Consider the following 26,246-nt stretch of genomic DNA (forward strand, 5'->3'; position numbering starts at 1 on the left):
ACTCGGCAGCGTGACAGACCCCACGGGAGCAGGCTTTGTCTTCAGCACGGACCGGTGCCAGCCGACAGGCTAAGCACATCTTCGTCACCGGGGGCGTCGCCTCCTCACTCGGTAAGGGCCTCACGGGCTCGAGCCTGGGCAGCCTGCTCAGTGCCCGCGGGCTGCGGGTCGTCATGCAGAAGCTCGACCCCTACCTCAACGTCGACCCCGGCACCATGAACCCGTTCCAGCACGGTGAGGTGTTCGTCACCGAAGACGGTGCGGAGACCGACCTCGACATCGGCCACTACGAGCGGTTCCTGGACCAGGATCTGTCACGCAACGCGAACGTGACCACGGGCCAGATCTACTCCGCGGTCATCGCCAAGGAGCGGCGCGGGGAGTATCTCGGCGACACCGTCCAGGTCATCCCGCACGTCACCAACGAGATCAAGGCCCGCATCCGCGCGATGTCGGCCCCCGGCGCCGACGGCCTGGCGCCCGACGTGGTGATCACCGAGGTCGGCGGCACCGTCGGCGACATCGAGTCGCTGCCGTTCCTGGAGGCGATCCGCCAGGTCCGCCACGACATCGGCCGGGACAACTGTTTCTTCCTGCACGTGTCGCTGGTGCCCTACCTCGCACCGAGCGGCGAGCTGAAGACGAAGCCGACGCAGCACTCGGTCGCGGCGCTGCGCAGCATCGGCATCCAGCCCGACGCCCTGGTCTGCCGCTCCGACCGGGAGATTCCGGACAAGACCAAGAACAAGCTCGCGCTGTACTGCGACGTCGACGCCGAGGCGGTCGTCTCCGCCCCCGACGCGCCCTCGATCTACGACATCCCGCGCGTGCTGCACGAGGAGGGCCTCGACGCCTACGTCGTACGCCGCCTGGGGCTCTCCTTCCGCGACGTGGCCTGGAAGAAGTGGGACGACCTGCTCGACCGCGTGCACCACCCGCGCCAGACGGTGACGGTGGCGATCGTCGGCAAGTACGTCGACCTGCCCGACGCCTACCTGTCGGTCACCGAGGCCGTGCGCGCCGCCGGCTTCGCCCACCGCGCCCGCGTCGAGATCCGCTGGGTCCCCAGCGACGCGTGCACCACCCCCGCCGGGGCGGCCCAGGCCCTGACCGGCGTCGACGGCGTCATCATCCCCGGCGGCTTCGGCGTGCGGGGCATCGAGGGCAAGATCGGCGCCGCGCAGTACACCCGCGAGCGGGGCATCCCCACCCTCGGCCTGTGCCTCGGCCTGCAGTGCATGACCATCGAGGTCCTGCGCCACGTCGCCGGCATCCCCGGCGCCAACTCCCTGGAGTTCGACCCCGACGCGAGCGAGCCGGTCATCTCCACGATGGCCGACCAGCACGACATCGTCGCCGGCAAGGGCGACCTCGGCGGCACCATGCGGCTTGGCGCCTACCCGGCCGTGCTGACCCCCGGGACGCTGACCGCCGACGCGTACGGCACGAGCGAGGTCTCCGAGCGCCACCGTCACCGCTACGAGGTCAACAACGCCTACCGCGAGGCGATGACCGCCGCCGGCCTGCGCATCTCCGGCACCTCCCCGGACGGCCGCCTGGTCGAGTTCGTCGAGCTCGACCGCGAGCTGCACCCGTTCTTCGTCGCCACCCAGGCCCACCCCGAGCTCAAGAGCCGCCCGACGAGGGCCCACCCGCTGTTCGCCGCGTTCGTCGGCGCCGCGGTCGCCTACAACGCGGCCGACCGCCTGCCGGTCGAGCTCGAGACGGTGGACGCGTGACGACCTACGACGTGCGCTCCCACACGGAGCGCCTGCGCAATCGCGTCTTCTCGGTCGTCACCGACGAGATCGAGATGCCCGGCGGCGAGGTCGTCGACCGCGACTACCTGGTCCACGTCGGGGCGGTCGGCGTGGTGGCCCTGGACGCCGACGAGCGGATAGCGCTCGTGCGGCAGTACCGCCCCGCCGTCCGCCAGGTCCTGTGGGAGCTGCCGGCCGGCCTGATCGACGTGCCGGGCGAGTCGCTGGTCGACGCGGCCGCCCGGGAGCTCGCCGAGGAGGTGGACCTGGTCGCGGCCCGCTGGGACCTGCTGGCCGAGGTCCACACCACGCCGGGCTGCTCCAACGAGAAGATCAGGCTGTTCCTGGCCCGGGAGATCGCGTCAGTACCGCAGGAGGACCGCCACGAGCGCACCCACGAGGAGGCCGAGCTGGAGCTGCACTGGGTCGCCCTCGACGAGGCGGTGACGATGGCCCTGTCCGGCGAGATCACCAACGCCGCCGGCGTCATCGGGGTGCTCGCCACCGCCCAGTCCAAGGCCCGCGACTGGAAGAACCTCCGCCCGGCCGCCGACGCCGTATGACCGCCCAGGCCTCGGCACAGGCGCAGGACCTGGCCGAGGCCTGCGCGGAGGCGATGTACGCCGCCGACACCGCCTCGAGGTCGCTGGGCATCACGATCTCGCACGTGAGCCCGGGCCGGGCCACCGCGACGATGACGGTGACCGCGCAGATGCTCAACGGCCACGCGATCGGCCACGGCGGTTACGTTTTTCTGCTGGCCGACACCGCGTTCGCGTTCGCCTGCAACACGTACGGCCGCGTGACGGTGGCCGCCGGCGCGGACGTGACCTTCCTGGAACCGGCCCGGGCGGGCGACACGCTGACGGCCACGGCGGTGGAGCGCTCCCGCCGTGGCCGCTCCGGCCTCTACGACGTGACGGTGACCCGCGCCGACGGCGTGGTCCTGGCCGAGTTCCGGGGCCGCTCCCGCAGTTTGGACACCCCGATCCTCGGGCGGTAGCATGGCGACGCGATGGTCACGGACAGCAATATTCAAAGATCGAACTTTTGCACGTGTGATACGGTGTGATCAAGCGGAACGCCGCACCGCCGAGATCCGCAGCCACACAGTCGCGGCTACGATTCCAGGGCCTCCTCCGGCACCCGAGGGGCCGGAGTGCGGTCGTCGGCGTGCTCCCGCACCCGCAGGCACGACAGCACCACCAGCGGCAGGGCCGTCGCCAGCGCCGCGCCGAGCACGTTGAACGACACGCCCTCCACGACACCGGCCAGCAGGCACGCCACCACCAGGCCGGACAGGGCGGCGCGCACCGGCGGGAACACCCCCAGCAGCCGGCGCAGGCCGCCCCAGTCGCGCAGCAGGACGAACGTGGCGTAGACGACGCAGCCCAGCACCAGCACCGTCAGCGGGCTGGTCACCGTCGTCACCACGTCGGCCTCGGCGATGCGGCGCGCGATGAAGCCGGCCGTGCCCTCCCGGGTGCGCACGAGCATGCGGCCCACGCTGCTGCGCTGCTCCTCCGGCCGGAACAGGTCCAGGACCGCGAAGCCGGACGAGACGAAGAGCGCCGCCCCCGCCGCCCACAGCAGCCGGGTGATGGTGAGCCAGCCGCCGACCGCCATCGCCGCGGCCACGCAGACGCCGGCGGTGAGCGCGACCGCGCCGGAGGCGTCGGCGCCGAGATACTGGCTGCCGATGACGACCATGCCGACGGCGCCGATCACGGCCATGACGAAGGGGCGCCAGCGGCGCTCGAAGCGCTGCGCGAGCGCGGCGCCGCCGACCAGGACGCCGGCGACCAGCAGGCCCAGGCCGATCACGCCGACGCCGGCGTAGCGGCCGCCGACGACCGTCGAGTAGCCGGCGACGCCGTTGAGCTGCAGCCGCGAGCCGGTCAGCACGTCGAAGGCGACGGCGAGGGCGGCGATCGCCGCGACCCCGCCCAGCGGCGCGATCGCGCGGCTGCGCCGGGTGAGGTACGCGATCACGAACGTCGCCACGGCCAGAACGGCCAGGGTGATGCCGCCGAAGACCAGGCCCGGCCGGGACCAGCGCCACCACGGCACCAGGTCGGCGACGAGGGCCGCGGGCAGGGCGAGGGACGCGGCGATGAGCAGCAGCTCGGCGGCGCGGACGACCGGGCGGGGCACCGGGCGGTGGGTGAGCGGCCCGGCGGGGCGGCGGGCCCGCCGCAGCAGCGGCACGACGCCCACGAAGAGCAGCAGCTCGGCGACGACGAGGGTGGTGAAGAAGTTGGTGCCGACCCGGCGCTGGACGCTCGCCTCGCGGTCGGCGTCGGCGAGCCGGCTCACGGCCGCGGTGACGTCGGCGGGGCGGCCGCTGCCGCTGGTGGACGCGGCGCCGCCGGCGAAGAGCCGGCCGGGCATCGGCCGGTCCAGGGCGGCCAGGGCGGTCGGGGCGAGGTCGACGACCTGGACGTACCCGGGCCGCGACGTCGACGGCGAGGTGAGCCAGCCGCCCGTGAAGCCGGGGCCCTGCGCGATCGCGACGTGCAGCCGGCTGGTCGCGTCGAGGTCGGACAGGCCGGCGAGGATCACGACGGAGCGCTCGGGGCGGGCCGCGAGAATGCCGGCGAGGGCGGCGTCGGCGCTGCGGGCGTCGGAGGCGCGGGCCACGGGGTCGTCGCCGGCGATCTCGCCGAGGTCGATGAGCGTCAGGGCGCAGGCGGAGAGCAGGTTGTCGTTGAGGCCCTCGGAGTAGCGGTCGACCCGGCCGTAGGGGCGGGCCGCGGCGATGGCCGCCCCCGGCCCGATCGCCGTGGTGCAGCGCACGCCCTCGGCGAGGGCGCCGGGCTGGGCACCCCAGTGCAGCTCGCGGTTGCGGGCGACGATGTCGGCCTGGTCGGGCAGGGTGGCCCCGGCTGACGAATCCTGGCTGATCGGCACGGACAGGTCGGGGCAGGTCGAGGTGACGGGGCCGGTGGTGTACACGGCGAAGTTCCCGGAGCCCAGGGTCAGCCAGCCGTCGCCGGCGCAGGTGATGCGCCGCGCGGAGCGCACCGACAGCGCGCCGATCGCGCCGCCCTGCGCCATCTGCCACATGGCGGGGGTGTCGGCGGCGTTGATGTCGTCCCAGCGCAGCCCGGCGACGCCGACGACGAGCACGTAGTCGGCGCTGGGCTGGGGCGGCGCCGCGGCGGGGCGCGGGATGAGCGCGGCGACGCCGAGGAGCCCGGCGACCAGCGCCAGCAGACCGGGCAGGAACCGATGCAGCCAGTGCCGCATCAGCCCACCGCCGGCCCCTCGCCGCGCTTCGCGCGAGACCCGCCGCGCAGCTGCGCGTACACCGCCTCGGCCTGATCCACGGTGTCGTGCTCGGTCGGCCAGGTGGCGGCCCGCTCCCGGCCGGCCCGGGCCAGCTCGGCCCGGGCAACCGGATCGTCGAGGAGGGCCAGGACCGTGTCGTGCACCGCGTCGACGTCGTGCGGCTCGACGAGCCGCGCGCCGTCACCGACGAGCTCGGGGACGCCGCCGACGGCGGTCGACACCAGCGGTACACCTGCTGCCAACGTCTCCTGGACGAACAGCGGCTGGCCCTCCCAGACGCTGGTCGCCACGACCAGGTCGGCCGCGCCGAGCAGGTCGGGCACGTCGTCGCGGTTGCCCAGCAGGTGGACGGGGGCGTGCTCCTCGGAGATGCGCTGGGCCAGCGACATGTACGACGGGCCGGCCCCGGCGATCGCGGTGAACGGCTCCGGGTCGCGGTCGCGCCAGCGGGCGGCGGCGGAGACGAGCGTCTCGAAGCCCTTCTGCGGGTGCAGCCGGCCGCAGGCGAAGACGAACGGCTGGCCGGGCTCGATGCCCAGCTCGGCGCGGATCTGACCGGCGTCGCGCCGGACCGGCTTCGGCACCGGCGCCGGCACCTTGGCCAGGCGCACGTCGCGGCCGCCGAGCTCCTGGACGCGGGCGACGAGGTCGCTGGAGACGGCGAGGGTCACGTCGGCGGCGCGGGCGACCCGCCGCTCCAGCGGGTGGTAAAGCTTGGCCCGCAGGCCGGTGGCGAGGACCAGGTTGTGCCAGGTGACGACGAGCGGGATGCCGGCGGGACGGGCGAGGGCGGCGACAAACCCGGCGCGCAGGCTGTGGGCGTGGATCACGTCGGCGTCGCGGACGCCGCGGCGCAGGGCCCGCACGGCGAGCACGTCGCTGGGCTGGGGGCTGGCCGGGATCTCCACGGGCAGGAACCGTGCGCCGCGGGCGGTGAAGCCGAACTGCTCCTCCGTCGCCGCGGGCCCGTGCACGCTGACCTCATGGCCGCGCGCGACCAGGCCCTCGGCGAGCATGCCGACGTGCCGCCCCGTGCCGCCCGTGGTCGAGGCCAGGACCAACGCGATGCGCGCGCCCACTACCCGTCCCTTCTCCCGATGAGCCGCTGCAGGGTCCCGCGGTCCGCGACCGCCGCCCCGGCGAGGAACACCATCGCCACCACGACTCCGCACAGCATGCCCTGCACGACGGCCCCGCCCGCACCCGGGGTTGTCAGGTGCGACCGCACGAACAGTCCCGCAAAGGTCGCCGCGGCCGCGGCAACGACACAGACCGATGCCGTGCGTACCGCGCCGGCGAGCGCCTCCCCGCCGGCCCGCCGCCGCACGGCTACCAGCAGCGCGGCCCCGAGCACCAGCATGCCGATCGAGTTCGCGGCGGCGACGGCGGCGACGCGGTGCCCGACCGGCAGCGCGGTGGCCAGCGACACGGCGGCGACGGCGGCGGCGCCCCAGCCGGCGGCGGTGGCGAGCGCGGCCGGGTAGGCGTTGCCGCCGGCGTAGAGGGCGCGGGAGAGCAGGGCGAACACACCGTACCCGAGCAGCCCCGGCCCGAACCAGGCGATCCCGTCGGCGAGCGGGCCGACCGCCGGGGGGTGCGAGGAGGCGGCCGCCAGCAGCACCGCCACGGGCCGGGCGAGCACGATCAGCGCGGCGGCGCCGAGGCAGCTGAGCAGGATCACGGCCCGCACGGCGGGTGCGAGCGCGGCGGCGAACCCGGCCCGGTCCCCGGCGGCGCCGCGCTCGGCCAGCGCCGGGTACGTCGTGGTCGCCACCGGCACCGCGAGCACCGCCCACGGCAGCAGGAAGATCGTCTGGGCGAGCGAGTACACCACGATGACGCCGTCGCTCTGCCCGTAGCTGACCAGGTTGATGGCGAGGCCGATTACGAGCTGCTGGGTGCCGACGGTGACGATCCCGGCGACCACGAGGGGCTTGAGCGTCGCGATCGCGCCGACGTCGAGCCGCACGGTGGGCCGGATCCGCAGTCCGAGCCGGCCGACCGGGGCGACGAGGCACAGCGACAGCACGGCGACCGCGAGCGTGGTGCCGCCCGACAGCAGCAGCAGGTGAGCGCCGGTGACGTCGGCGAGCGCCACGCCGCGGCCGGCGACGACGCCGAAGGCGATGTAGACGGCCATGACGGTGAGGCTCGACAGCAGCGGCGCGATGACGGGCCAGGCGAAGCGGCGATACATCTGCAGCGCCCCGGTCAGCACGATCCCGACCCCGTAGAGCGGCAGCTGCGGCGCGAACACCCGCAGCATGTCGGCCCCGGCGTCGATGACGGGCGCGGGCTTGCCGCTGGTGAGCAGCGCGACGAGCGGGTGCGCGAGGACCGCGACGAGCACGGCGATCGGCGCGAGGATGAGCACGACCCAGGTGAGCAGCGCCCCGACGGTCCGCTCGACCGTCGCCTTGTCCCGCCCGGCGAGCAGCGGCACGACGAGGCTGGCCAGCGCCCCGCCGGCGACGAGCTCGAAGATGATGTTCGGGATGGTGTTGGCGGCCTGGTACGCGTCCCCGAGCTGGGTGGTGCCGACCGACGAGTTGAAGACGAGAATGCGGGCAAATCCGGCAATCCGGCTCAGTATCGTGAGGCCCGCGACGAGCACCGCCGCCCCGAAGATCCGCCCCTTCGTCACCCGCGCGGATACGGCGACGGTTTACGGGTTTTCGGTTGCGGGGCAGCATCCCGACAAGACGGCTCGGCCGGGCGGCGGCCCCACTGGTCGACCGCGTTCAGCACCGGGTTGCCCTCGATGACCTTGGTGAAGCTGACCTTCTCGCTCGCCGCGGTCAGCGCCGCGATCCCGGCCAGCGCCGCCAGCCGGCCGAACGTCCCGGTCCGCGCCGTGTACGCCACCCCGAGCAGGGCACCGAGCGCGTTCGCCCCGGCGTCGCCGAGCATGATCTCCTCGTCGAGGTCGGCGGGCAGCAGCGCGCTCGAGGCGCCGAGGGGCCCGGAGGCGCCCAGCGGGGTACCGACGGCGATCCCGGCCTTGAGCGCCCGACCCGGCCGCAGGTCGAACAGGTTGAACAGGTTCGCGGCCCCGGCGATCACCCCGGCCCCGAGCAGCACGTCCACCTTGCGCTTGCGGGGCAGCAGCGCGGCGGCGGCGAGCCCGGCCGCGCCGACCCCGGCGATCTTCACCAGGCCGCTCGTCACGCGCCCCTCCCGCAGCGCGCCGAGGTGCCCGCGGAAGCCCTTCGCCGCGTGCTCGGGGCGACCGCCGACGAGATCGTCGTAGAGCCCGACGGCCCCGGAGCCGAGCCCCGCGACGGCGCTGGCGGCCGCGTGCTCGGGCCGGTGCACGATCGCGCCCGCCGTGGCGCCGGCGGCCAGGGCGGGCCCGCCGGCCAGCGACACCGTCCGGCCGCGGAAGTTGGTCCGCGCCAGCCGCGGGTGGCCCTGCAGGGCGCGCAGCACCGCGCGGGCGACGCCACCGCCGACCGGTCCGGCCAGCGCGCCGAGGATGAACCTACGAGCCATTGGTCACGCTCGCCGTCTTCGGCAGCAGGCTGGTCGCCCCGTCGCCGCTGCCGTAGTGCCCGGACTTGCCGCCGAACCGCTCGACGAGGGCCATGACCGCCGCGACCTGCCCGTAGGCGGTGACGGCGTTGTCGACGGTGGAGATGGACTTGGCGGCGGTGGTGTCGCCGCGCACCGCGGAGACCAGCCCGTTGGCCGACAGCCCGGCGACGACGACGCGCCCGGCGAGGTCGAAGCGGGTGGCCAGGGTCAGCACGGCGGCGTTGCGGTCCTTGGCGTCCTTGCCGCTGGCGGGCGCACCGGCGACGATGACGACCGCCTCGGCCGGGGCCTTGAAGTCGCCGTCGAGGCCGATGTAGCCGGCGGACTCGTAGGCGGACAGCACGGTGCGGGTGCCCTCGACCTGCGGCGTGCCGGCCTTGCCGACGAGGACCGCGGCCAGCAGCGCGGCCGAGGTGTCCGCGCCGTCGGACTGGCCGGGCAGGGCGCCGGAGATGCCCGCCGGTACCGCGGTTTCGGCGAGGTCGAGCAGGTGCGGGCTGTTGGTCGGGGCGGTGAACTTCTCCTTGATCGTGACCGTGCCGACGACCTTCGCGCCGGCGGTGCCGAGCACGGTGGCCACGCCGTCGGTGGCGGTGTTCACGTCGCCGCTGTCGTTGCCGTCGAGCTTGATGAGCAGCACGTTCTTGTTCAGCAGCCGGTTCGCCAGCAGCATCGGGGCGGTCTCGGTGGCGAAGTCGGCGTTCTTCTTCAGCTCCGCCCGGGTCTGCTCGAGGTCGTTGCGCAGCTGCTGCTTGTCGTCGGTCAGCGTGTTGACCTGGTCGTTGAGGTTCTCGGTGAGCGGCCCGTTGGCCGCCGCGGTGCCGACGACGAGGCCGATGGCCAGCGCGAGGAAGACCGCGGCCAGCGACACCACGTGGTACCGGAAATTGATCACAGGTGCGACCCGTCTAGGAGAACAGCGTGAAGATCAGGTTGTCCCACCACTCGGCGATGACGCTCAGATACGCCCGGCCGATCGTGGTCACCGCGAGCGCGGCGGCCATGGCGGCGATCGCCGAGGCGAGCAGCAGCACCAGTGAGGAGCCCGACAGGCTCTGGCGGTACAACCGGCTGACCCCCTTGGCGTCGACGAGCTTGCCGCCGAGCTTCAGCCGGGTCAGGAACGTCGAGGCCATGCCGCCGCGGCCCTTGTCGAGGAACTCGATGAGGGTGTTGTGCGTGCCGACGGCGACCAGCAGCGACGCGCCTTTCTCGTCGGCCAGCAGCATCGCGATGTCCTCGCTGGTCGCCGCGGCCGGGAAGGTGATCGCCTCGACGCCGAGGCGCTGCACCCGGGCCAGGCCCGGCGCGCGGCCGTCGGGGTAGGCGTGCACGACGACCTCGGCGCCGCAGCGCAGCACGTCGTCGCTGACCGAGTCCATGTCGCCGATGATCATGTCCGGGGTGTAACCGGCCTCGACCAGGGCGTCCGCGCCGCCGTCGACGCCGATGAGGACGGGCTTGTACTCCCGGATGTAGGGCCGCAGCACATCGATGTCGGCCTTGTAGTCGTAGCCGCGCACCACGATCAGGCAGTGCCGCCCGGCGATCTGGGTCTGCACCTCGGGCACGCCGACGCCGTCGAGCAGCAGGGCGCGCTCCTGCTTGAGGTACTCCATCGTGTTGGCGGCGAACGCCTCCAGCTGCACCGACAACCCCTCGCGGGCGTCGGCCATCGACTCGGCGACGGTGTCGGCGTCCTGCCGCACGCCCTTGGCGACGGCCTCCTCGCCGAGAAACACGGTGTCGCCCTCGACGCGCACCGAGTCGCCCTCGCGCAGCCGGTCGAACAGGTCCTCGCCGAGGTCGTCGACGAGCGGGACGCCGGCCTTGATCAGCCCCTCCGGCCCGAGGTTCGGATACCGCCCCGACACCGACGGCTTGGCGTTGAGCACCGCCGCCACGCCCGAGGCGGCCAGCGAGTCGGCCGCCACTCGGTCGAGGTCCACGTGGTCGATGACCGCGATGTCACCCGGCCGCAGCCGCCCCACCAGGCGCTTCGTCCGCCGATCGAGCCTCACGACGCCGGCGATGACACCCGGCTCGGCGGGCCGGGTGCGGCGCAAGGTTGGAAGTCGCATCACAACCATCCTGGCATGGACGGACGCCGAAAGCCGCGTGCGACATGTCCCCGAGCAGGTGGTACGCCCCATTTCACATTTCGGCGTGACCGCGGTCACTCGAAACGGGCCTACGCTGTGTCGCCCACCCGACACCAGGTGCGCGTATTTACGACGTCCGGGGCGTCCTCACGTCTGCACCAGGTCCCACCACGAGGGAGTCGCCGAATGGAGACACTATCGTCGATCCGTCTGACCCGCGTGCCGAACCTCGCCGGCAAGACCCCGGCCGAGGCGACCGCCGCGCTACGCACCGCCGGACTCGAACTCGGGGTGATCCGCGAGATCGGACCGGCCGGCTCCATGATCGTCCTGGAGCAGTCGACCCTGGCTCTGACCGTCGCCCCCGTCGGCACCCGGGTCAACCTCCTGGTCGGCCGGCGCTGAGAACCGGCGCACGACCTCGGCGACGAGCAGCAGCAGCCCCGCCCCGGCGTAGGCGGCGACCAACGCCTTCCACAGCGTGCCGTCGAAGTACAGCCCGCAGCCGTACCCGATGAGCCCGGCCATCGTCGCCCACAGGCTCACCCCGAGCGCCGTCCACGCCGCGAAGCGCCCCGCCGGGTATCCGACCACCCCGGCGGCCAGCGCGGACGCGGCCCGCCCGCCCGGCAGGTATCGCGCGAACACCAGCACCTGGCCCCCGCGGGAGCTCAGCGTGCGCCGCGCCCAGCCGTAGGCGGCCAGCCCGGACGCCTTGCGCTGCAGCCGGGTGCCGATGTGATACGACACCGTGTCCCCGGCGTACGCCCCTGAGGCCCCGGCGAGGATGACCAGCCCGATGTTCGGCTCCCCGGTCGTGCCGGCCAGCACCGACACGGTGATCAGCGTCGACTCGCTCGGCGACAGCGGCACGAGGGAGTCAAGCCCGGCCACCACGAACACCACCAGCAGCACCCACGGCGACCCGGCGACAGCATCGACCACGATCTCAACGTAGGGCGACGATCCAAACGCGAGGCGTCCCCCGCCCCAACATCAAGACCTAGCCCCGTGTCTTCTCCCGGTCCGCGACCGACAGCAGCTCCTCGGCGTGCGCGATCCCCAGGTCCGAGTCCGGCAGGCCGGCCAGCATCCGCGCCAGCTCCCGGGCCCGATCCGTGTGCTCCACGACGGTCACCCCGCTGGTGGTGACCGCCCCGCCGGTGTCCTTGGCCACCACCAGGTGCCGGTCCGCGAACGCCGCCACCTGCGGCAGGTGCGTCACCACCAGGACCTGGTGGTCCCGCGCCAGCCGGGCCAGCCGCTTGCCGATCTCCACCGCCGCCGTCCCGCCGACACCCGCGTCGACCTCGTCGAACACCAGCGTCGGCGGCCCGCCGACCCCGGCGAACACGACCTCGATCGCGAGCATCACCCGGGACAGCTCACCACCGGAGGCGCCCTTCTGCAGCGGCTGCGCCGGCGCGCCCGGGTGCGGCAGCAGCCGCAGCTCGATGTCGTCGGCCCCGTCCGGCCCGACCCCGCTGTCCGTCCCCGACGCCGTCGGGATGCTCGGCCCGTTGCCCGCCGACTTCGGCACCACCACCACCTGCACCCGCGCGTGCGGCATCGCCAGGCCGGCCAGCTCCACGGTCACATCCGCGGCGAACCGCCCGGCGGCCTCCTGCCGGGCCGCGGACAGCACCGCCGCCAGCTCCGCGACCTCGCCGTGCAGCCGCTGCCGCTCCCGGTCGAGCTCCTCGAGCAGCTCGTCGGAGCTGTCGAGCTCCCCGAGCCGGGTGCGGGCGTGCTCGGCCCAGGCCACGACCCCGTCGACGTCCTCGGCATACTTGCGGGTGAGCGCCCGCAGCGCGGCCCGCCGCTCGTAGACCTCCTGCAGCCGCCCCGGATCGGCGTCCAGCGACGCCAGATAGGTGCCCAGCTCCGTGGAGACGTCACCCGCGAGGGTGGCGACCTCGTCGAGGCGGGCGGCCAGCTCGCCCAGGACCCGGTCGAGCTCGGCCTGGGCCTCCAGGGTCCGCCGCGCGGTCGCGATGAGGCTCAGCACGTCGGCGATGTCGTCGCCGTCGCCGGTGCCGGCCAGCGCCACATGCGCCAGCTGCGCCGCCGAGCGCAGCCCCTCGACGTGCTCCAGCCGCTGCGCCTCCTCGCGCAGCAGCTCGTCCTCGCCGGGCTGCGGGTCGACGCGGCTGATCTCGTCGAGGCCGAGCCTGAGCAGCTCCGCCTCCTGGTTGCGCTGCCGGGCGTTGGCCCGCCGGTCGGCGAGGTCGTCCTCGACGGCCCGCCAGCGCGTGTAGAGCTCGGCGAACTGCCCCAGCAGCTTCTCGTGCTCCGGGCCCGCGTAGCGGTCCAGGGCGGCGCGCTGCTCGGCCGGGCGCAGCAGGCGCAGCTGGTCGGACTGGCCGTGCAGGGCGAAGATCCGCTCACCGACCTCGGACAGCAGCGACACCGGCACGGTGCGGCCGCCGACGTGGGCGCGGGAGCGGCCCTCGGCGGTCAGCGTGCGGCTCAGCAGCAGCGATCCGTCGTCGTCGACCTCCGCCCCGGCCTCGGCGATGCGGCTCTCCACCGCCGCCCGCACGTGGACGGGCAGCGTCAACCGGCCGTCGACGGTGGCGCGGCCCGGGTCGGCGCGCACCCGCCCAGCGTCGGCGCGTCCGCCGAAGAGCAGGCTGAGGCTCGTCACGACCATGGTCTTGCCCGCGCCGGTCTCGCCCGTGATGACGGTCAGGCCCGGGCCCAGGGGCAGGGTGGCGTCTTCGATCACGCCCAGTCCGGTAATGCGGAGTTCCTCCAGCACGTGAGGAACACTAGCCGCGGGGTGCGACAGTTCTCCACTCGGCCGCATGAAATGTCGCGCCTGCGGTGGCCTCAGCCGTGCTGCTTGTTGTGCCGCCACCCCTCCACGGGGAGCCCGAACTTCGCCACGAGACGATCGGTGAACGGCCGCTCACGCAGGCGTACGACCCGGACGGGGAGCGCTCCGCGGCGCACCGTCACCGTGGCACCGGGCGCGAGGTCCATCACCCGCCGGCCGTCGCACGACAGCAGCGCGAAGCTGGTGAACGGCTCCACGTTGACCGTGATCGTCGACGACGGCGCGATCACCAGCGGGCGGCTGAACAGCGCGTGCGCCGAGATCGGCACGAGCAGCAACGCCTCCAGCTCCGGCCACACGACCGGCCCGCCCGCGGAGAACGCGTAGGCCGTCGAGCCCGTCGGGGTGGCACACACCACGCCGTCGCAGCCGTACCGCGACAACGGCCGCCCGTCCACCTCGACGAGCAGCTCCAGCATCTTCTCCCGGGCACCCTTCTCGACGGTCACCTCGTTGAGCGCCCACGAGGTGCCGACCAGCCGCCCGGCGTGCTCGGCCGTGACGTCGAGGGTCAGGCGCTCGTCGACCGTGTACGTCCCCTCGACGACCTCCCGGACCGCCTTGTCCACGTCGCCGATCTCGGCCTCGGCGAGGAACCCGACCTTGCCGAGGTTGATGCCCAGCAGCGGCGCCTTGGCCGGCCGGGCCAGCTCCGCGGCGCGCAGCAGCGTCCCGTCGCCGCCGAGCGCGAAGACGATCTCCACGCCCTCCGCCGCCGCCTCGCCGCTGACCGGCACCGCCCGCGGGATGTCCAGCTGCGGCGCCTCGTCGGCCAGCACGCGGACGGTGAACCCGTTGTCGAGCAGGTCCGCCGCCACCGTCCGGGCGTGGTCGTTGTTGCTGGCCTTGCCCGTGTGGGCGACCAGCAGCGCCTCACGTCCGCTCACGCCGGAACCTCCGCCTGGTCTGGCTCGATGACGCTTCGCGGAGACCGTCCCAGACGCTCCGGCGCCGGCGCGAGGAAACTGAACCTACGGTGAGCGGCCCCAACACCCAATCTGGCTCGATTAGGCTCCGCGCCGATCGCCCCAGACCGGGCGCCGCTGCGCTCCGGACCACTCACTGCGCCACCACTCCCTCGACGACCTGCGCCACCGCGTCCGGGTCGACCGGTGGGGCGTCCCGGCGCAGCCACAGGAAGAACTCCACGTTCCCCTGCGGGCCGGGCAGCGGGCTGCGCGCCACGCCGGCCACGCCGAGCCCGATCCTGGCAGCCGCGGCGGCGACGTCAAGCACCGCCTCGGTCCGCAGCCGCGGCGAGCGCACGACACCGCGCTCACCCAGCGCCTCCTTGCCGACCTCGAACTGCGGCTTCACCATCGGCACCAGGTCCCCGTCCGGGGCCGTGCACGCGGCGAGCGCCGGCAGCACCAGCCGCAGCGAGATGAACGACAGGTCGGCCACCGTCAGCTCGCACACCCCGCCGATCTGCTCCGGCGTCAGCGTGCGCACGTTGGTCCGCTCGATGACCAGCACCCGCTCGTCGGTCCGCAGCGACCAGGCGATCTGGCCGTAGCCGACGTCGACGGCGGCGACCGCGGCCGCGCCCCGGCGCAGCAGCACGTCGGTGAACCCGCCGGTGGAGGCGCCCGCGTCGAGGCAGCGGCGCCCGGCTACCGGCAGTGCCGCGAAGGCGTCCAGCGCCCCGGCGAGCTTGTGCCCGCCGCGCGAGACGTACTCGTCCTCGCCCGACTCCAGCACCCGCACCGGGTCCGCCGGGTCGATCTGGGCCGCGGCCTTGCCCGCGGGGGTGCCCCGCACCTCCACCCGGCCCTGCTCGATCAACGCCGCCGCGTGCTCCCGGGAGCGGGCCAGCCCACGCCGCACCAGCTCGGCGTCGAGTCGGTTCCGGCGCGCCATCTGCCAGCAGCTCCCTGAAAGCTCAGCGTTCCTCGATCGTGCCCAGCGTCTCCTGCAGCGTGCGGTGGGCATCGGCGTAGACCGAAACCTGCTGCCGCAGCGGAAGCGACGCTACCTCGCCGAGCGCCGCAACCGCCGCTTCGACCCGGCCGAGCACGCCCGCGCCGGGCGGTCCGGGCACCGGCGCGGGGCCCGGACCAGGGACGGGGCTCGTCACGACGCGCTCTTACGGGGCGCGCGAGTGGTCTTCTTCACGGGCAGCCTGTCCGACGCCGGCCCGACCTCGGAGGCGGCCGCGACCGTCTCGATGGCCTTCTTGGCCGCGACCTTCTTGGCCGGCGTGGTCGGCGCCGCCTTCTTCACCGGAGCCGCCGCCTTCTTCGCCACGGTCCTCTTCACCGGTGCCGGAGCCGGGGTCTCCGTGATGGCCTCGGCGCCGACCGGCGGCGCGTGCTCCTGCGGCGGCGCGACGGCGTTGACCGTCGCCTCCTTCAGCTGCGCCTCCAGCTCGTGCACGCGCGACGTGAGCGCCGCGACCTCGTCCGCGGTGGCCAGGCCGACGGCGCCGAGCGCGCGGTCCAGCTCGTAGCGCACCAGCTTCGTCAACGCGTCACGGTTCGCCGAGCCGGCCTTGAGCAGGTCCTCGGCCATGGTCTGCAGCTGCTCCGCGGTCGCGCCGCTCTTGCCGACCAGGCGCCGGACCGTCTTGGTCGCCTTCTTCGTGGTGGCCTCGGTCATGCCATAGGCGAGCTCGAGGTACGCCCGCCATGCTTCCTGCGCCATATTGCGTCTCTCCTCCAAGTGGTGTACACCATCACGCTACCGGGCGTGCCGCGACGCCGTACGGTACCGTCACATTCCACGACGGAACCGCAGAAAGACGGGGAATCGCACGATGGCAACCGTTGACGAGTGCCGGGCCGCACTGCAGAAGCTTGCGGAGCGGTTGGCAGCCAACGCCGCCGAGGCGCGGGAGAAGCTCGACTTCGACCGCACCCTCGCCTGCCGCGTCACCGACCTCGGCGTGGCCTTCCACGGCCGCCTGGAGGGCGGGCAGATCACCGGTCTCACCGACGGCGACGACCCGCGCGCCAAGATCAAGCTGACCTCGACCGGCGACGACCTCGTCGCCCTCGTCAACGGCCGGCTCAACGTGATGTCGGCCTGGACCAGCGGTCGCATCAAGATCGACGCCGGGATGATGGACCTGCTGAAGCTGCGCAAGCTGCTCTGACTCAGGCGAGCTTCAGCCAGTCCAGCGCGGCCTGCGCGGCCTCCCCCGCGGCGGCGATCGGCCGCACCTCACCTGCGGCCCAGGCGAGCTGGCACAGCGCCATGAGCGCGTCGGCGCGACGCCCGTCGCCCGAAAGCTCCCACCGACCGTCCAGCTCGTTCACGTGCCATTTCGGCGTCAGTACCGCATGTGCCGGCTGGAAAAGCCCACCCAGATCCTCGGCCACGAACGTGGGCCGCCGCGCGGCCGGGGCCGCGAGCAGCTCGGCGGCGCCGGACACCCCGGTGAGCACCAGCAGGCTGTCCATCCCCGAGCGATTCGCCCCCTCGATGTCCGTGTCGAGCCGGTCCCCGACGACGATCGGCCGCTTCGCCCCGCGCTCCCGCGCCGCCTCCAGGAACAGCACCGGGTCGGGCTTGCCGACGATCGTGTCCGGCTGCCGCCCCAGCGCCGTGGCCATGGCTGCGACCAGCGACCCATTGCCGGGCACCGGCCCCCGCGGCGACGGCAGCGTCCGGTCGGCGTTGGTCGCGATCCACGCGGCCCCGCCCCGGATCGCCACCGCGGCGTCGGCGAGATCGCGCATCCGCACATCCGGCCCGTACCCCTGCACGACGACCCGCGCCTGCTCCGCCTCCGTCACCGGCGTCAGCCCCACCGAGACGACCTCCTCGCGCAGCGCCGGCGCCCCCAGGACCAGCACCGGGGTGCCGGCCTCGAACCGCTCCGCCATCAGCAGCGCGGTCGCGTGCGCCGACGTGACGACCTCCCGCGCCTCGGCGGGAATGCCGAGGCGCGTCAGCAGCGCCGCCACGTCACCCGGCAGCCGCGAGGCGTTGTTCGTCGCGTACGCGCTGGGAATCCCCCGCTCACGCAACTTCGCGCACGCCTCGGCCGCGCCCGGGATGACCTGGTCGACGAGGTACAGCACCCCGTCGAGATCGAAGATCACCAGGTCGTACTGACCGACCAGATCACCGGCGCCACCAGCCGCGCTCACGCCCGGCCCTTCCCGTCCTTGTCATCGTCCTGGGCCGCGCCCCCGGTGCCCTGAGCGCTCACCGGCGCGTCGTCGTGATCCGAGTCGACCTCGTCGTCCGCGGCCACGTCCCGCGGCCGGTCCTCGTCGTCGTCCTCGGCCCCTTCGCCCCGCTCGTCGTAGTCCCCGTCGGGCTCGTCGTCGTCCTCGGAGTCGTCGTCGCGGTCGTCATGAGCCCCATCAGGCTCGTCGTCGTCCTCGGAGTCGTCGTCGCGGTCGTCATAAGCCCCGTCAGGCTCGTCGTCGTAGTCGTCCTCGTCGTCGCCGAGGTCGTCATCATCCTCGTCGTCGTCATAGTCGTCTTCGTCGTCGTAGTCGTCCGAGTCCTCGTCGAGATCGTCGTCTTCGTCGTCGTCTACGTCATCGTCTACGTCGTCGTCATCGTCGATGTCTTCGTCGTCGTCTACGTCGTCGTCATCGTCCTCGTCGTCGTAGTCGCCCTCGCGCTCGTCGTCCTCGTCCTCGTCGTCCGTGTCCCCGTCGAGGACGATCCCGTCGAGTTCGAGCAGCCGCTCCGCCGCGTCCGTACGCAGGTCCTCGTCGAGGTCCGCGGCCCGCGCGAACCACTCCCGGGCCTCCTCCCGGCGCCCGGCCCGCAGCAGCGCGTCGGCATACGCGTACCGCAGACGGGCCGCCCAGGGCGCGTCCGGCGCCGACGTGAGCTCCCGAACCTGCAGCATCGCCACCGCGGCGTCATGCTGCCCCAGATCCCCACGCGCCCCCGCCGCGACGATGAGCAGCTCGACGATCTCCTCGGCGGAGAGCTTCTCCCGATCAGCGGTCCGGAAGAGATCGATCGCCTTCTCCGGCCGTTCGAGCGCCCGCTCGCAGTCCGCGATCACCGCGATGTGCGTCTGTTTCCCGGTCATCCGGTGGTACGTCCGCAGCTCCCCCAGCGCCGTCTGCCACTCGCCCGCGTGATACGCCGCAATCCCGGCGGCCTCCCGTACCACCGCGATCCGAGACGCCTTACGCCGGGCCACGAGCGCATGCGCAAGCGCCAGCTCCGGGTCGTCGTCAATGAGCTGCCCGGCCGCGACGAGCCGCCGAGCCACCTCCTCGGCCACGGGCCGCGCAAGGGAGCTCAGCTCGGCGCGAACCTCCCGATCCAGCTCCGACGGGTCGATGTCGTCGGCGAGCACCGGATCGGCGACCCGGCTGACGCCCTCCTCGCCCTCAACGTCACTGCTGACGAACCCGGGGTCGCTGCTCCGCGGCCGATACCCGCCGGCGTCGCTGCGCCGCAGCCCCTCGGCCCGCTGGAACCCGGCCCCGCGCCCACCGGAGTCCCGATCCCGGAACCCCCCACCGCGCGAGTCCCGATCACGATCCCCGAACCCGGCCCGATTCCCCCCGCGATCCCGGTCCCGGTAGCCGCCGCCCCGCTCTCCACGGAATCCGGACTCCCGATCCCCGCCGCGGAACCCACCGTCACGTTCCCGGTCCCCACGGAACCCGGACGGCCGATCCCCACGAGACCCACCATCGCGATCCCGGAACGGCCGCTCGCCACGGAACCCACCGTCCCGCTCTCCCCGAGGCCCACCATCCCGGTCCCGGAAGCCGGACGACCGCTCGCCGCGAGGCCCGCCATCGCGATCCCGGAAGCCGGACGGCCGGTCACCCCGAGGCGCACCGTCCCGGTCCCCACGGAACCCGGACGGCCGATCCCCACGAGACCCGCCATCGCGATCCCGGAAGCCAGACGGCCGGTCACCCCGAGGCCCGCCATCGCGGTCGCCACGGTACCCACCGTCACGCGACCCCCGGTACCCACCGGAGTCCCGATCCCGGAACCCACCGGATCGATCGCCGCGGAACCCACCGTCACGCTCACCCCGAGGCCCACCGTCCCGATCCCCACGGAATCCGGACGGCCGATCTCCACGAGGCCCGCCATCCCGATCCCGGAACGGCCGATCACCACGGGCGCCACCATCGCGGCCCCGGAAGCCCGAGGGCCGGTCACCCCGAGGCGCACCATCGCGGTCCCCGCGGAACCCGGACGGCCGATCCCCACGAGGCCCGCCATCCCGATCCCGGAACGGCCGATCCCCACGGGCGCCACCATCCCGATCCCGGAACCCGGACGGCCGGTCACCACGAGGCCCACCGTCCCGGTCCCCACGGAACCCGGACGGCCGGTCACCGCGCGGTCCGCCGTCCCGGTCGCGGAATCCGGACGGCCGGTCACCACGAGGCCCACCGTCCCGGTCCCCACGGAACCCGGACGGCCGGTCACCGCGCGGTCCGCCGTCCCGGTCGCGGAATCCGGACGGCCGGTCACCACGAGGCCCGCCATCGCGGTCGCGGAACCCGGACGGCCGGTCACCCCGGGGCGCACCGTCCCGATCCCGGAACGGCCGATCCCCACGGAACCCACCGTCACGATCGCCCCGGTACCCACCAGAGTCCCGATCCCGGAACCCACCGCTGCCTCGCTCCCCGCGGGACCCGCCATCGCGGTCCCGGAAGCCGGACGGCCGGTCACCACGAGGCCCGCCATCCCGGTCCCCACGGAACCCGGACGGCCGATCCCCACGGGAGCCACCATCGCGGTCCCGGAAGCCGGACGGCCGATCCCCACGTGGTCCGCCGTCCCGATCCCGCGACCCGGACGGCCGGTCACCCCGAGGCCCGCCATCCCGATCCCGGAACGGCCGATCTCCGCGGGCGCCACCATCACGGTCCCGGAAGCCTGAGGAACGCTCGCCACGAGGCCCGCCGTCCCGGTCCCGGAAGGGCCGATCCCCACGGGGAGCCCCGTCACGGTCCCGCGGACCACCCGAAGTTCCACCCCGGTAGCCGCCGGCCCCGCCGCGCTCACCGCGGTCCGCCCGGTCCTGGCGCGGCCCGCCGTCGCGGTCCCGGAAGTTGCCCCGCGGCCGATCACCCCGGAAATCCCCACGCTCGCGGTCGCCGCGGAAGTTCCCGCGCGACCGATCCCCGCGGTCCTCCCCGCGCGACCGGTCATCGCGCCCCGGCCCGTCTTCCCGACGCGGCCGTCGCGCCCCGTCCTGACCATCGCCGTCGTGTGGCATCGCGTTCACGACTTTCATCCTTCCCGACCGGGGTACGCCGCATGCGTTCGCCCCGGCAAACGACTCAAGGGCCGCCCACTGGGGCGGCCCTTGATCGAAAGTTTGTCCGGCGGCGTCCTACTCTCCCACACTCTCTCGGGTGCAGTACCATCGGCGCTGGAGGGCTTAGCTTCCGGGTTCGGAATGGGACCGGGCGTTTCCCCTCCGCTATGGCCGCCGTAACACTATGAACCTGTCAACCCCGCACACCCCTAGTTTTTGGGGGTGCGTTCGGTGTTGGTTCAGAATCACACAGTGGATGCAAACATCTTCAAAACTCGAATGTAGGTCAAGTCCTCGGCCTATTAGTACCGGTCAGCTCAAACCTGTTACCAGGCTTCCACTTCCGGCCTATCAACCCAGTGGTCTCGCTGGGGGCCTTAACCCTCAAGGGGTGGGATACCTCATCTCGAAGCGAGCTTCCCGCTTAGATGCTTTCAGCGGTTATCCCTTCCGAACGTAGCCAACCAGCCGTGCTCTTGGCAGAACAACTGGCACACCAGAGGTTCGTCCGTCCCGGTCCTCTCGTACTAGGGACAGCCCTTCTCAAGTATCCTACGCGCGCGGCGGATAGGGACCGAACTGTCTCACGACGTTCTAAACCCAGCTCGCGTACCGCTTTAATGGGCGAACAGCCCAACCCTTGGGACCTACTCCAGCCCCAGGATGCGACGAGCCGACATCGAGGTGCCAAACCATCCCGTCGATATGGACTCTTGGGGAAGATCAGCCTGTTATCCCCGGGGTACCTTTTATCCGTTGAGCGACACCGCTTCCACCTGCCAGTGCCGGATCACTAGTCCCGACTTTCGTCCCTGCTCGACCTGTCAGTCTCACAGTCAAGCCCCCTTGTGCACTTGCACTCAACACCTGATTGCCAACCAGGCTGAGGGAACCTTTGGGCGCCTCCGTTACATTTTAGGAGGCAACCGCCCCAGTTAAACTACCCACCAGACACTGTCCCTGAACCGGCTCACGGCCCAAGGTTAGATACCCAAATCCAACAGAGTGGTATTTCAAGCTTGCCTCCACCCCCACTGGCGTGAGGACTTCACCGGCTCCCACCTATCCTACACAATCGAATTCGAGTACCAATGTCAAGCTATAGTGAAGGTCCCGGGGTCTTTCCGTCCTGCCGCGCGTAACGAGCATCTTTACTCGTAGTGCAATTTCGCCGGGCCTGTGGTTGAGACAGTGGGGAAGTCGTTACGCCATTCGTGCAGGTCGGAACTTACCCGACAAGGAATTTCGCTACCTTAGGATGGTTATAGTTACCACCGCCGTTTACTGGCGCTTAAGTTCTCCGCTTCGCCCCGAAAGACTAACAGGTCCCCTTAACGTTCCAGCACCGGGCAGGCGTCAGTCCATATACGTCGTCTTACGACTTAGCATGGACCTGTGTTTTTAGTAAACAGTCGCTTCCCCCTGGTCTCTGCGGCCACCAACCGCTCCACCAGCACGTGGTCTCACCATCGGTGGCCCCCCTTCTCCCGAAGTTACGGGGGCAATTTGCCGAGTTCCTTAACCACAGTTCGCCCGATCGCCTCGGTATTCTCTACCTGACCACCTGTGTCGGTTTGGGGTACGGGCCGCTCGAAACTCGCTAGAGGCTTTTCTCGGCAGCATGGGATCACTGGCTTCACCTGAACGGCTCCGCTTCACGCCTCACCCACATGTGCTGCGGATTTGCCTACAGCACGGGCTACACGCTTGCCCCGGCACAACCACCGGCCGGGTCCAGCTACCCTCCTGCGTCACCCCATCGCTTGCCTACTACCACCCGAGTTCCTAAACGCCAGCCATCCCCCCGAAAGGTTCAGACCATTGTGAAGTTAGTACAAGCAGGTTCAGCATGGACGCTTCTACGCGGGTACGGGAATATCAACCCGTTGTCCATCGACTACGCCTCTCGGCCTCGCCTTAGGCCCCGACTCACCCAGGGCGGATTAGCCTGGCCCTGGAACCCTTGGTCATCCGGCGGCAGGGTTTCTCACCCTGCTTTCGCTACTCATGCCTGCATTCTCACTCGCGTCACCTCCACGGCTGGATCACTCCGCCGCTTCACCGGTGACACGACGCTCCCCTACCCATCCACACACCTGGACCACAAAAGCCTAGTATACGTGTGAATGCCACAGCTTCGGCGGTGTGCTTGAGCCCCGCTACATTGTCGGCGCGGAACCACTTGACCAGTGAGCTATTACGCACTCTTTCAAGGGTGGCTGCTTCTAAGCCAACCTCCTGGTTGTCTATGCGACCCCACATCCTTTACCACTTAGCACACGCTTAGGGGCCTTAGCTGGTGATCTGGGCTGTTTCCCTCTCGACTACGAAGCTTATCCCCCGCAGTCTCACTGCCACGCTCTCACTTACCGGCATTCGGAGTTTGGTTGACTTCAGTAAGCTTGTAGGCCCCCTAGGCCATCCAGTGCTCTACCTCCGGCAAGAAACACGTGACGCTGCACCTAAATGCATTTCGGGGAGAACCAGCTATCACGGAGTTTGATTGGCCTTTCACCCCTAACCACAGATCATCCCCCAACTTTTCAACGTTGGTGGGTTCGGCCCTCCACACGGTCTTACCCGCGCTTCAGCCTGCCCATGGCTAGATCACTCCGCTTCGGGTCTAGGACACGCGACTCTGACGCCCTATTCAGACTCGCTTTCGCTACGGCTCCCCCACACGGGTTAACCTCGCCACGTATCACTAACTCGCAGGCTCATTCTTCAAAAGGCACGCCGTCACCCCCGCCCAAAGGCGGGACGCTCCGACGGATTGTAGGCGCACGGTTTCAGGTACTATTTCACTCCCCTCCCGGGGTACTTTTCACCTTTCCCTCACGGTACTCGTCCGCTATCGGTCACCAGGGAGTATTTAGGCTTACCAGGTGGTCCTGGCAGATTCACGGCAGATTACAGGAGTCCGCCGCTACTCGGGAACACGCCAACACAGACCGAACATTTTCGCCTACCGGACTCTCACCGTCTACGGTGCCGCTTTCCAGCGAACTTCGACTAACCCTCGGTTTTCTCACTGTGCGCCCAGCCGGCAGACCAGACAAGACACGCCCCACAACCCCAAACATGCAACCCCTGCCGAGTATCACACATGCCTGGTTTAGCCTCATCCGCTTTCGCTCGCCACTACTCACGGAATCACTATTGTTTTCTCTTCCTGCGGGTACTGAGATGTTTCACTTCCCCGCGTTCCCTCTACCTGCCCTATGTATTCAGGCAGGAGTGACACCACATGACTGGTGCCGGGTTCCCCCATTCGGACACCCTGGGATCACAGCTCGGTTGACAGCTCCCCCAGGCCTATCGCGGCCTCCCACGTCCTTCATCGGCTCCTGGTGCCAAGGCATCCACCGTACGCCCTCAGCAACTTGACCACAAAGCAATAAAGATGCTCGCATCCACTGTGCAATTCTCAACCAACACCAAACCCAAACCGTATCCGCGAACCAACCTCAGCACACTCCGTGCCCGGTTTTGGCCGCCGGCCTGGATTCACGTCCGAAACAAACCGTTGGTTGTTTCAGGACCCAACAGGGTGCCTATACGATCGCCACGAACCGCATCCCAAACCGTTCCACGCCACTTCCGCGGCAGTACTAGATTCCGGGACCGTTGTCCGCAGGACCTTCGCCAGTGTCTCCGCCATCGAGCACCCCACCAGCACACTCGGCTGGTGCGGGCTCCTTACAGCCTTTCGGCTGAAGGTGCTCCTTAGAAAGGAGGTGATCCAGCCGCACCTTCCGGTACGGCTACCTTGTTACGACTTCGTCCCAATCGCCAGCCCCACCTTCGACGGCTCCCTCCACAAGGGTTGGGCCACCGGCTTCGGGTGTTGCCGACTTTCGTGACGTGACGGGCGGTGTGTACAAGGCCCGGGAACGTATTCACCGCAGCGTTGCTGATCTGCGATTACTAGCGACTCCGACTTCACGGGGTCGAGTTGCAGACCCCGATCCGAACTGAGACCGGCTTTTTGGGATTCGCTCCACCTCACGGTATCGCAGCCCTTTGTACCGGCCATTGTAGCATGCGTGAAGCCCTGGACATAAGGGGCATGATGACTTGACGTCATCCCCACCTTCCTCCGAGTTGACCCCGGCAGTCTTCGATGAGTCCCCGGCCGAACCGCTGGCAACATCGAACAAGGGTTGCGCTCGTTGCGGGACTTAACCCAACATCTCACGACACGAGCTGACGACAGCCATGCACCACCTGTGAACGGCCCCGAAGGACCCGACATCTCTGCCGGATTACCGAACATGTCAAACCCAGGTAAGGTTCTTCGCGTTGCATCGAATTAATCCGCATGCTCCGCCGCTTGTGCGGGCCCCCGTCAATTCCTTTGAGTTTTAGCCTTGCGGCCGTACTCCCCAGGCGGGGCGCTTAATGCGTTAGCTGCGGCACAGAGAACCGGAGAGGCCCCCCACACCTAGCGCCCAACGTTTACAGCGTGGACTACCAGGGTATCTAATCCTGTTCGCTCCCCACGCTTTCGCTCCTCAGCGTCAGTATCGGCCCAGAGACCCGCCTTCGCCACCGGTGTTCCTCCTGATATCTGCGCATTTCACCGCTACACCAGGAATTCCAGTCTCCCCTACCGAACTCAAGCCTGCCCGTATCAGCTGCAAGCCCACAGTTGAGCTGCGGGTTTTCACAGCTGACGCAACAAGCCGCCTACGAGCTCTTTACGCCCAATAAATCCGGACAACGCTCGCGCCCTACGTCTTACCGCGGCTGCTGGCACGTAGTTGGCCGGCGCTTCTTCTCCAGGTACCGTCACTTGCGCTTCGTCCCTGTCGAAAGAGGTTTACAACCCGAAGGCCTTCATCCCTCACGCGGCGTCGCTGCATCAGGCTTCCGCCCATTGTGCAATATTCCCCACTGCTGCCTCCCGTAGGAGTCTGGGCCGTGTCTCAGTCCCAGTGTGGCCGGTCGCCCTCTCAGGCCGGCTACCCGTCGTCGCCTTGGTAGGCCATCACCCCACCAACAAGCTGATAGGCCGCGAGCCCATCCCAAGCCGAAAAACTTTCCACACCCAACGATGCCGCCAGATATGAATATTCGGTATTAGCCCCCGTTTCCGAGGGTTATCCCAAAGCCTAGGGCAGGTTACTCACGTGTTACTCACCCGTTCGCCGCTCGAGTACCCCGAAGGGCCTTTCCGCTCGACTTGCATGTGTTAAGCACGCCGCCAGCGTTCGTCCTGAGCCAGGATCAAACTCTCCAACAAAACCTATGCTGGTGAATCAATCACCCGGCAACAAACATGTTGTCACCAAAGGAATCCTAGACACGCAACTCCTCACGGAGCCCGTGCCACGGGGTAAATTTCAATTGGCACTGGCTTAACAAGCACCCTGTTGAGTTCTCAAACAACCAACACACACCGCCGAACCTCACCGTTTCCGGTTCAGCCCGCCCGGGGCGTTTCGTACCGTTCTAGTCTAGCAGGTCCGCTTTACTCGGTCAAGTCCGGCTTGCCGTACTTT

The 26,246-nt window shown here is 70.5% G+C and carries 17 protein-coding genes, 3 rRNA genes and 2 pseudogenes; 5 read left to right on the top strand and 17 right to left on the bottom strand.

What is annotated here, in order from left to right:
• Nucleotides 1-35: 35 nt before the first annotated feature.
• From ACQPY0_RS44790 to paaI, 3 genes are read left to right on the top strand one after another with little or no spacing between them, the layout of a single operon-like run.
• Nucleotides 36-1,739, top strand: coding sequence for a CTP synthase (locus tag ACQPY0_RS44790; protein ID WP_432975181.1), 1,704 nt, complete (start codon nucleotides 36-38; stop codon nucleotides 1,737-1,739).
• Entirely contained in the window at nucleotides 1,736-2,323 is a 588-nt protein-coding gene (locus tag ACQPY0_RS44795; protein ID WP_432975184.1) for an NUDIX domain-containing protein, read from the top strand. The genes ACQPY0_RS44790 and ACQPY0_RS44795 overlap by 4 nt, the downstream gene beginning before the upstream one ends.
• On the top strand, nucleotides 2,320-2,763 hold the full coding sequence (gene paaI, locus ACQPY0_RS44800) for a hydroxyphenylacetyl-CoA thioesterase PaaI (protein WP_432975187.1): 444 nt from the start codon (nucleotides 2,320-2,322) through the stop codon (nucleotides 2,761-2,763). Before ACQPY0_RS44795 ends, paaI begins: the two co-directional genes overlap by 4 nt.
• A gap of 116 nt (nucleotides 2,764-2,879) precedes the next feature.
• On the opposite strand, the gene ACQPY0_RS44805 is transcribed toward paaI, so the two are convergent.
• The 6 genes and pseudogenes from ACQPY0_RS44805 to steA form a co-directional block, all read right to left on the bottom strand.
• On the bottom strand, nucleotides 2,880-5,009 hold the full coding sequence (locus tag ACQPY0_RS44805; protein ID WP_432975190.1) for a hypothetical protein: 2,130 nt from the start codon (nucleotides 5,007-5,009) through the stop codon (nucleotides 2,880-2,882).
• Nucleotides 5,009-6,067, bottom strand: a complete 1,059-nt coding sequence (locus ACQPY0_RS44810; RefSeq protein WP_432995618.1) for a glycosyltransferase family 4 protein — start codon at nucleotides 6,065-6,067, stop codon at nucleotides 5,009-5,011. The genes ACQPY0_RS44805 and ACQPY0_RS44810 overlap by 1 nt, the downstream gene beginning before the upstream one ends.
• 62 nt (nucleotides 6,068-6,129) lie before the next feature.
• Nucleotides 6,130-7,695, bottom strand: a complete 1,566-nt coding sequence (gene murJ, locus ACQPY0_RS44815) for a murein biosynthesis integral membrane protein MurJ (RefSeq protein WP_432975193.1) — start codon at nucleotides 7,693-7,695, stop codon at nucleotides 6,130-6,132.
• 65 nt (nucleotides 7,696-7,760) lie between these two features.
• Nucleotides 7,761-8,543, bottom strand: a pseudogene (locus ACQPY0_RS44820) (hypothetical protein); the annotation flags it as partial.
• Nucleotides 8,533-9,480: a copper transporter gene (locus ACQPY0_RS44825; RefSeq protein WP_432975196.1), complete on the bottom strand. Its 948-nt coding sequence runs from the start codon at nucleotides 9,478-9,480 to the stop codon at nucleotides 8,533-8,535. The pseudogene ACQPY0_RS44820 and the gene ACQPY0_RS44825, both read right to left, overlap by 11 nt.
• 13 nt (nucleotides 9,481-9,493) lie before the next feature.
• Nucleotides 9,494-10,666 (bottom strand): putative cytokinetic ring protein SteA, encoded by a 1,173-nt coding sequence (steA, locus tag ACQPY0_RS44830; RefSeq protein WP_432975199.1) that lies wholly within the window; start codon nucleotides 10,664-10,666, stop codon nucleotides 9,494-9,496.
• A gap of 207 nt (nucleotides 10,667-10,873) precedes the next feature.
• On the opposite strand from steA, the gene ACQPY0_RS44835 reads away from it, so the two are divergent.
• Nucleotides 10,874-11,092, top strand: coding sequence for a PASTA domain-containing protein (locus tag ACQPY0_RS44835; RefSeq protein WP_432975202.1), 219 nt, complete (start codon nucleotides 10,874-10,876; stop codon nucleotides 11,090-11,092).
• A gap of 162 nt (nucleotides 11,093-11,254) precedes the next feature.
• On the opposite strand, the pseudogene ACQPY0_RS44840 reads toward ACQPY0_RS44835, so the two are convergent.
• The 6 genes and pseudogenes from ACQPY0_RS44840 to ACQPY0_RS44865 all read right to left on the bottom strand — a co-directional run.
• A pseudogene (locus ACQPY0_RS44840) lies at nucleotides 11,255-11,632 on the bottom strand (DedA family protein); the annotation flags it as partial.
• A 58-nt stretch (nucleotides 11,633-11,690) separates the two neighbouring features.
• A complete protein-coding gene (recN, locus tag ACQPY0_RS44845) occupies nucleotides 11,691-13,448 on the bottom strand; it encodes a DNA repair protein RecN (RefSeq protein WP_432975205.1) in 1,758 nt (585 codons plus the stop codon).
• Between the two features lie 71 nt (nucleotides 13,449-13,519).
• Nucleotides 13,520-14,413: an NAD kinase gene (locus ACQPY0_RS44850; RefSeq protein WP_432975208.1), complete on the bottom strand. Its 894-nt coding sequence runs from the start codon at nucleotides 14,411-14,413 to the stop codon at nucleotides 13,520-13,522.
• Nucleotides 14,414-14,585: 172 nt separating this feature from the next.
• The gene (locus tag ACQPY0_RS44855; protein WP_432975211.1) at nucleotides 14,586-15,386 is read right to left on the bottom strand and encodes a TlyA family RNA methyltransferase; all 801 of its coding nucleotides are present in this window, start codon (nucleotides 15,384-15,386) and stop codon (nucleotides 14,586-14,588) included.
• Between the two features lie 22 nt (nucleotides 15,387-15,408).
• The gene (locus ACQPY0_RS44860) at nucleotides 15,409-15,603 is read right to left on the bottom strand and encodes a hypothetical protein (RefSeq protein WP_432975214.1); all 195 of its coding nucleotides are present in this window, start codon (nucleotides 15,601-15,603) and stop codon (nucleotides 15,409-15,411) included.
• Nucleotides 15,600-16,169, bottom strand: coding sequence for a phasin family protein (locus ACQPY0_RS44865; protein WP_432975217.1), 570 nt, complete (start codon nucleotides 16,167-16,169; stop codon nucleotides 15,600-15,602). Before ACQPY0_RS44865 ends, ACQPY0_RS44860 begins: the two co-directional genes overlap by 4 nt.
• 112 nt (nucleotides 16,170-16,281) lie before the next feature.
• Here ACQPY0_RS44865 and ACQPY0_RS44870 point away from each other — a divergent pair, with 112 nt between their 5' ends.
• Entirely contained in the window at nucleotides 16,282-16,620 is a 339-nt protein-coding gene (locus ACQPY0_RS44870; protein WP_432975220.1) for an SCP2 sterol-binding domain-containing protein, read from the top strand.
• A 1-nt stretch (nucleotide 16,621) separates the two neighbouring features.
• Here ACQPY0_RS44870 and ACQPY0_RS44875 read toward each other — a convergent pair whose 3' ends face one another.
• From ACQPY0_RS44875 to ACQPY0_RS44895, 5 genes are all read right to left on the bottom strand, one after another.
• Nucleotides 16,622-17,620 carry an HAD-IIA family hydrolase gene (locus ACQPY0_RS44875; protein ID WP_432975223.1) on the bottom strand — a complete coding sequence of 333 codons (999 nt, stop codon included), beginning with the start codon at nucleotides 17,618-17,620 and terminating at the stop codon, nucleotides 16,622-16,624.
• Entirely contained in the window at nucleotides 17,617-18,801 is a 1,185-nt protein-coding gene (locus ACQPY0_RS44880) for a hypothetical protein (RefSeq protein ID WP_432975226.1), read from the bottom strand. The genes ACQPY0_RS44875 and ACQPY0_RS44880 overlap by 4 nt, the downstream gene beginning before the upstream one ends.
• A gap of 2,003 nt (nucleotides 18,802-20,804) precedes the next feature.
• Nucleotides 20,805-20,921 (bottom strand): 5S ribosomal RNA (rrf, locus tag ACQPY0_RS44885).
• Nucleotides 20,922-21,024: 103 nt separating this feature from the next.
• Nucleotides 21,025-24,131 (bottom strand): 23S ribosomal RNA (locus tag ACQPY0_RS44890).
• A gap of 341 nt (nucleotides 24,132-24,472) precedes the next feature.
• Nucleotides 24,473-25,987 (bottom strand): 16S ribosomal RNA (locus ACQPY0_RS44895).
• The 16S, 23S and 5S rRNA genes sit together here, the layout of an rRNA operon.
• Nucleotides 25,988-26,246: the final 259 nt, after the last annotated feature.

This window comes from Dactylosporangium sp. CA-233914 (assembly GCF_050942935.1).
Lineage (GTDB): Bacteria > Actinomycetota > Actinomycetes > Mycobacteriales > Micromonosporaceae > Dactylosporangium.

What these genes read in the sequence shown, in the direction of transcription:
- paaI (WP_432975187.1), top strand. Translation starts at nt 2,320, where the DNA reads ATGACCGCCCAGGCCTCGGCACAGGCGCAGGACCTGGCCGAGGCCTGC.
- ACQPY0_RS44805 (WP_432975190.1), bottom strand. Translation starts at nt 5,009, where the DNA reads ATGCGGCACTGGCTGCATCGGTTCCTGCCCGGTCTGCTGGCGCTGGTC.
- ACQPY0_RS44810 (WP_432995618.1), bottom strand. Translation starts at nt 6,067, where the DNA reads ATGCTCGCCGAGGGCCTGGTCGCGCGCGGCCATGAGGTCAGCGTGCAC.
- steA (WP_432975199.1), bottom strand. Translation starts at nt 10,666, where the DNA reads ATGCGACTTCCAACCTTGCGCCGCACCCGGCCCGCCGAGCCGGGTGTC.
- ACQPY0_RS44835 (WP_432975202.1), top strand. Translation starts at nt 10,874, where the DNA reads ATGGAGACACTATCGTCGATCCGTCTGACCCGCGTGCCGAACCTCGCC.
- ACQPY0_RS44855 (WP_432975211.1), bottom strand. Translation starts at nt 15,386, where the DNA reads ATGGCGCGCCGGAACCGACTCGACGCCGAGCTGGTGCGGCGTGGGCTG.
- ACQPY0_RS44865 (WP_432975217.1), bottom strand. Translation starts at nt 16,169, where the DNA reads ATGGCGCAGGAAGCATGGCGGGCGTACCTCGAGCTCGCCTATGGCATG.
- ACQPY0_RS44870 (WP_432975220.1), top strand. Translation starts at nt 16,282, where the DNA reads ATGGCAACCGTTGACGAGTGCCGGGCCGCACTGCAGAAGCTTGCGGAG.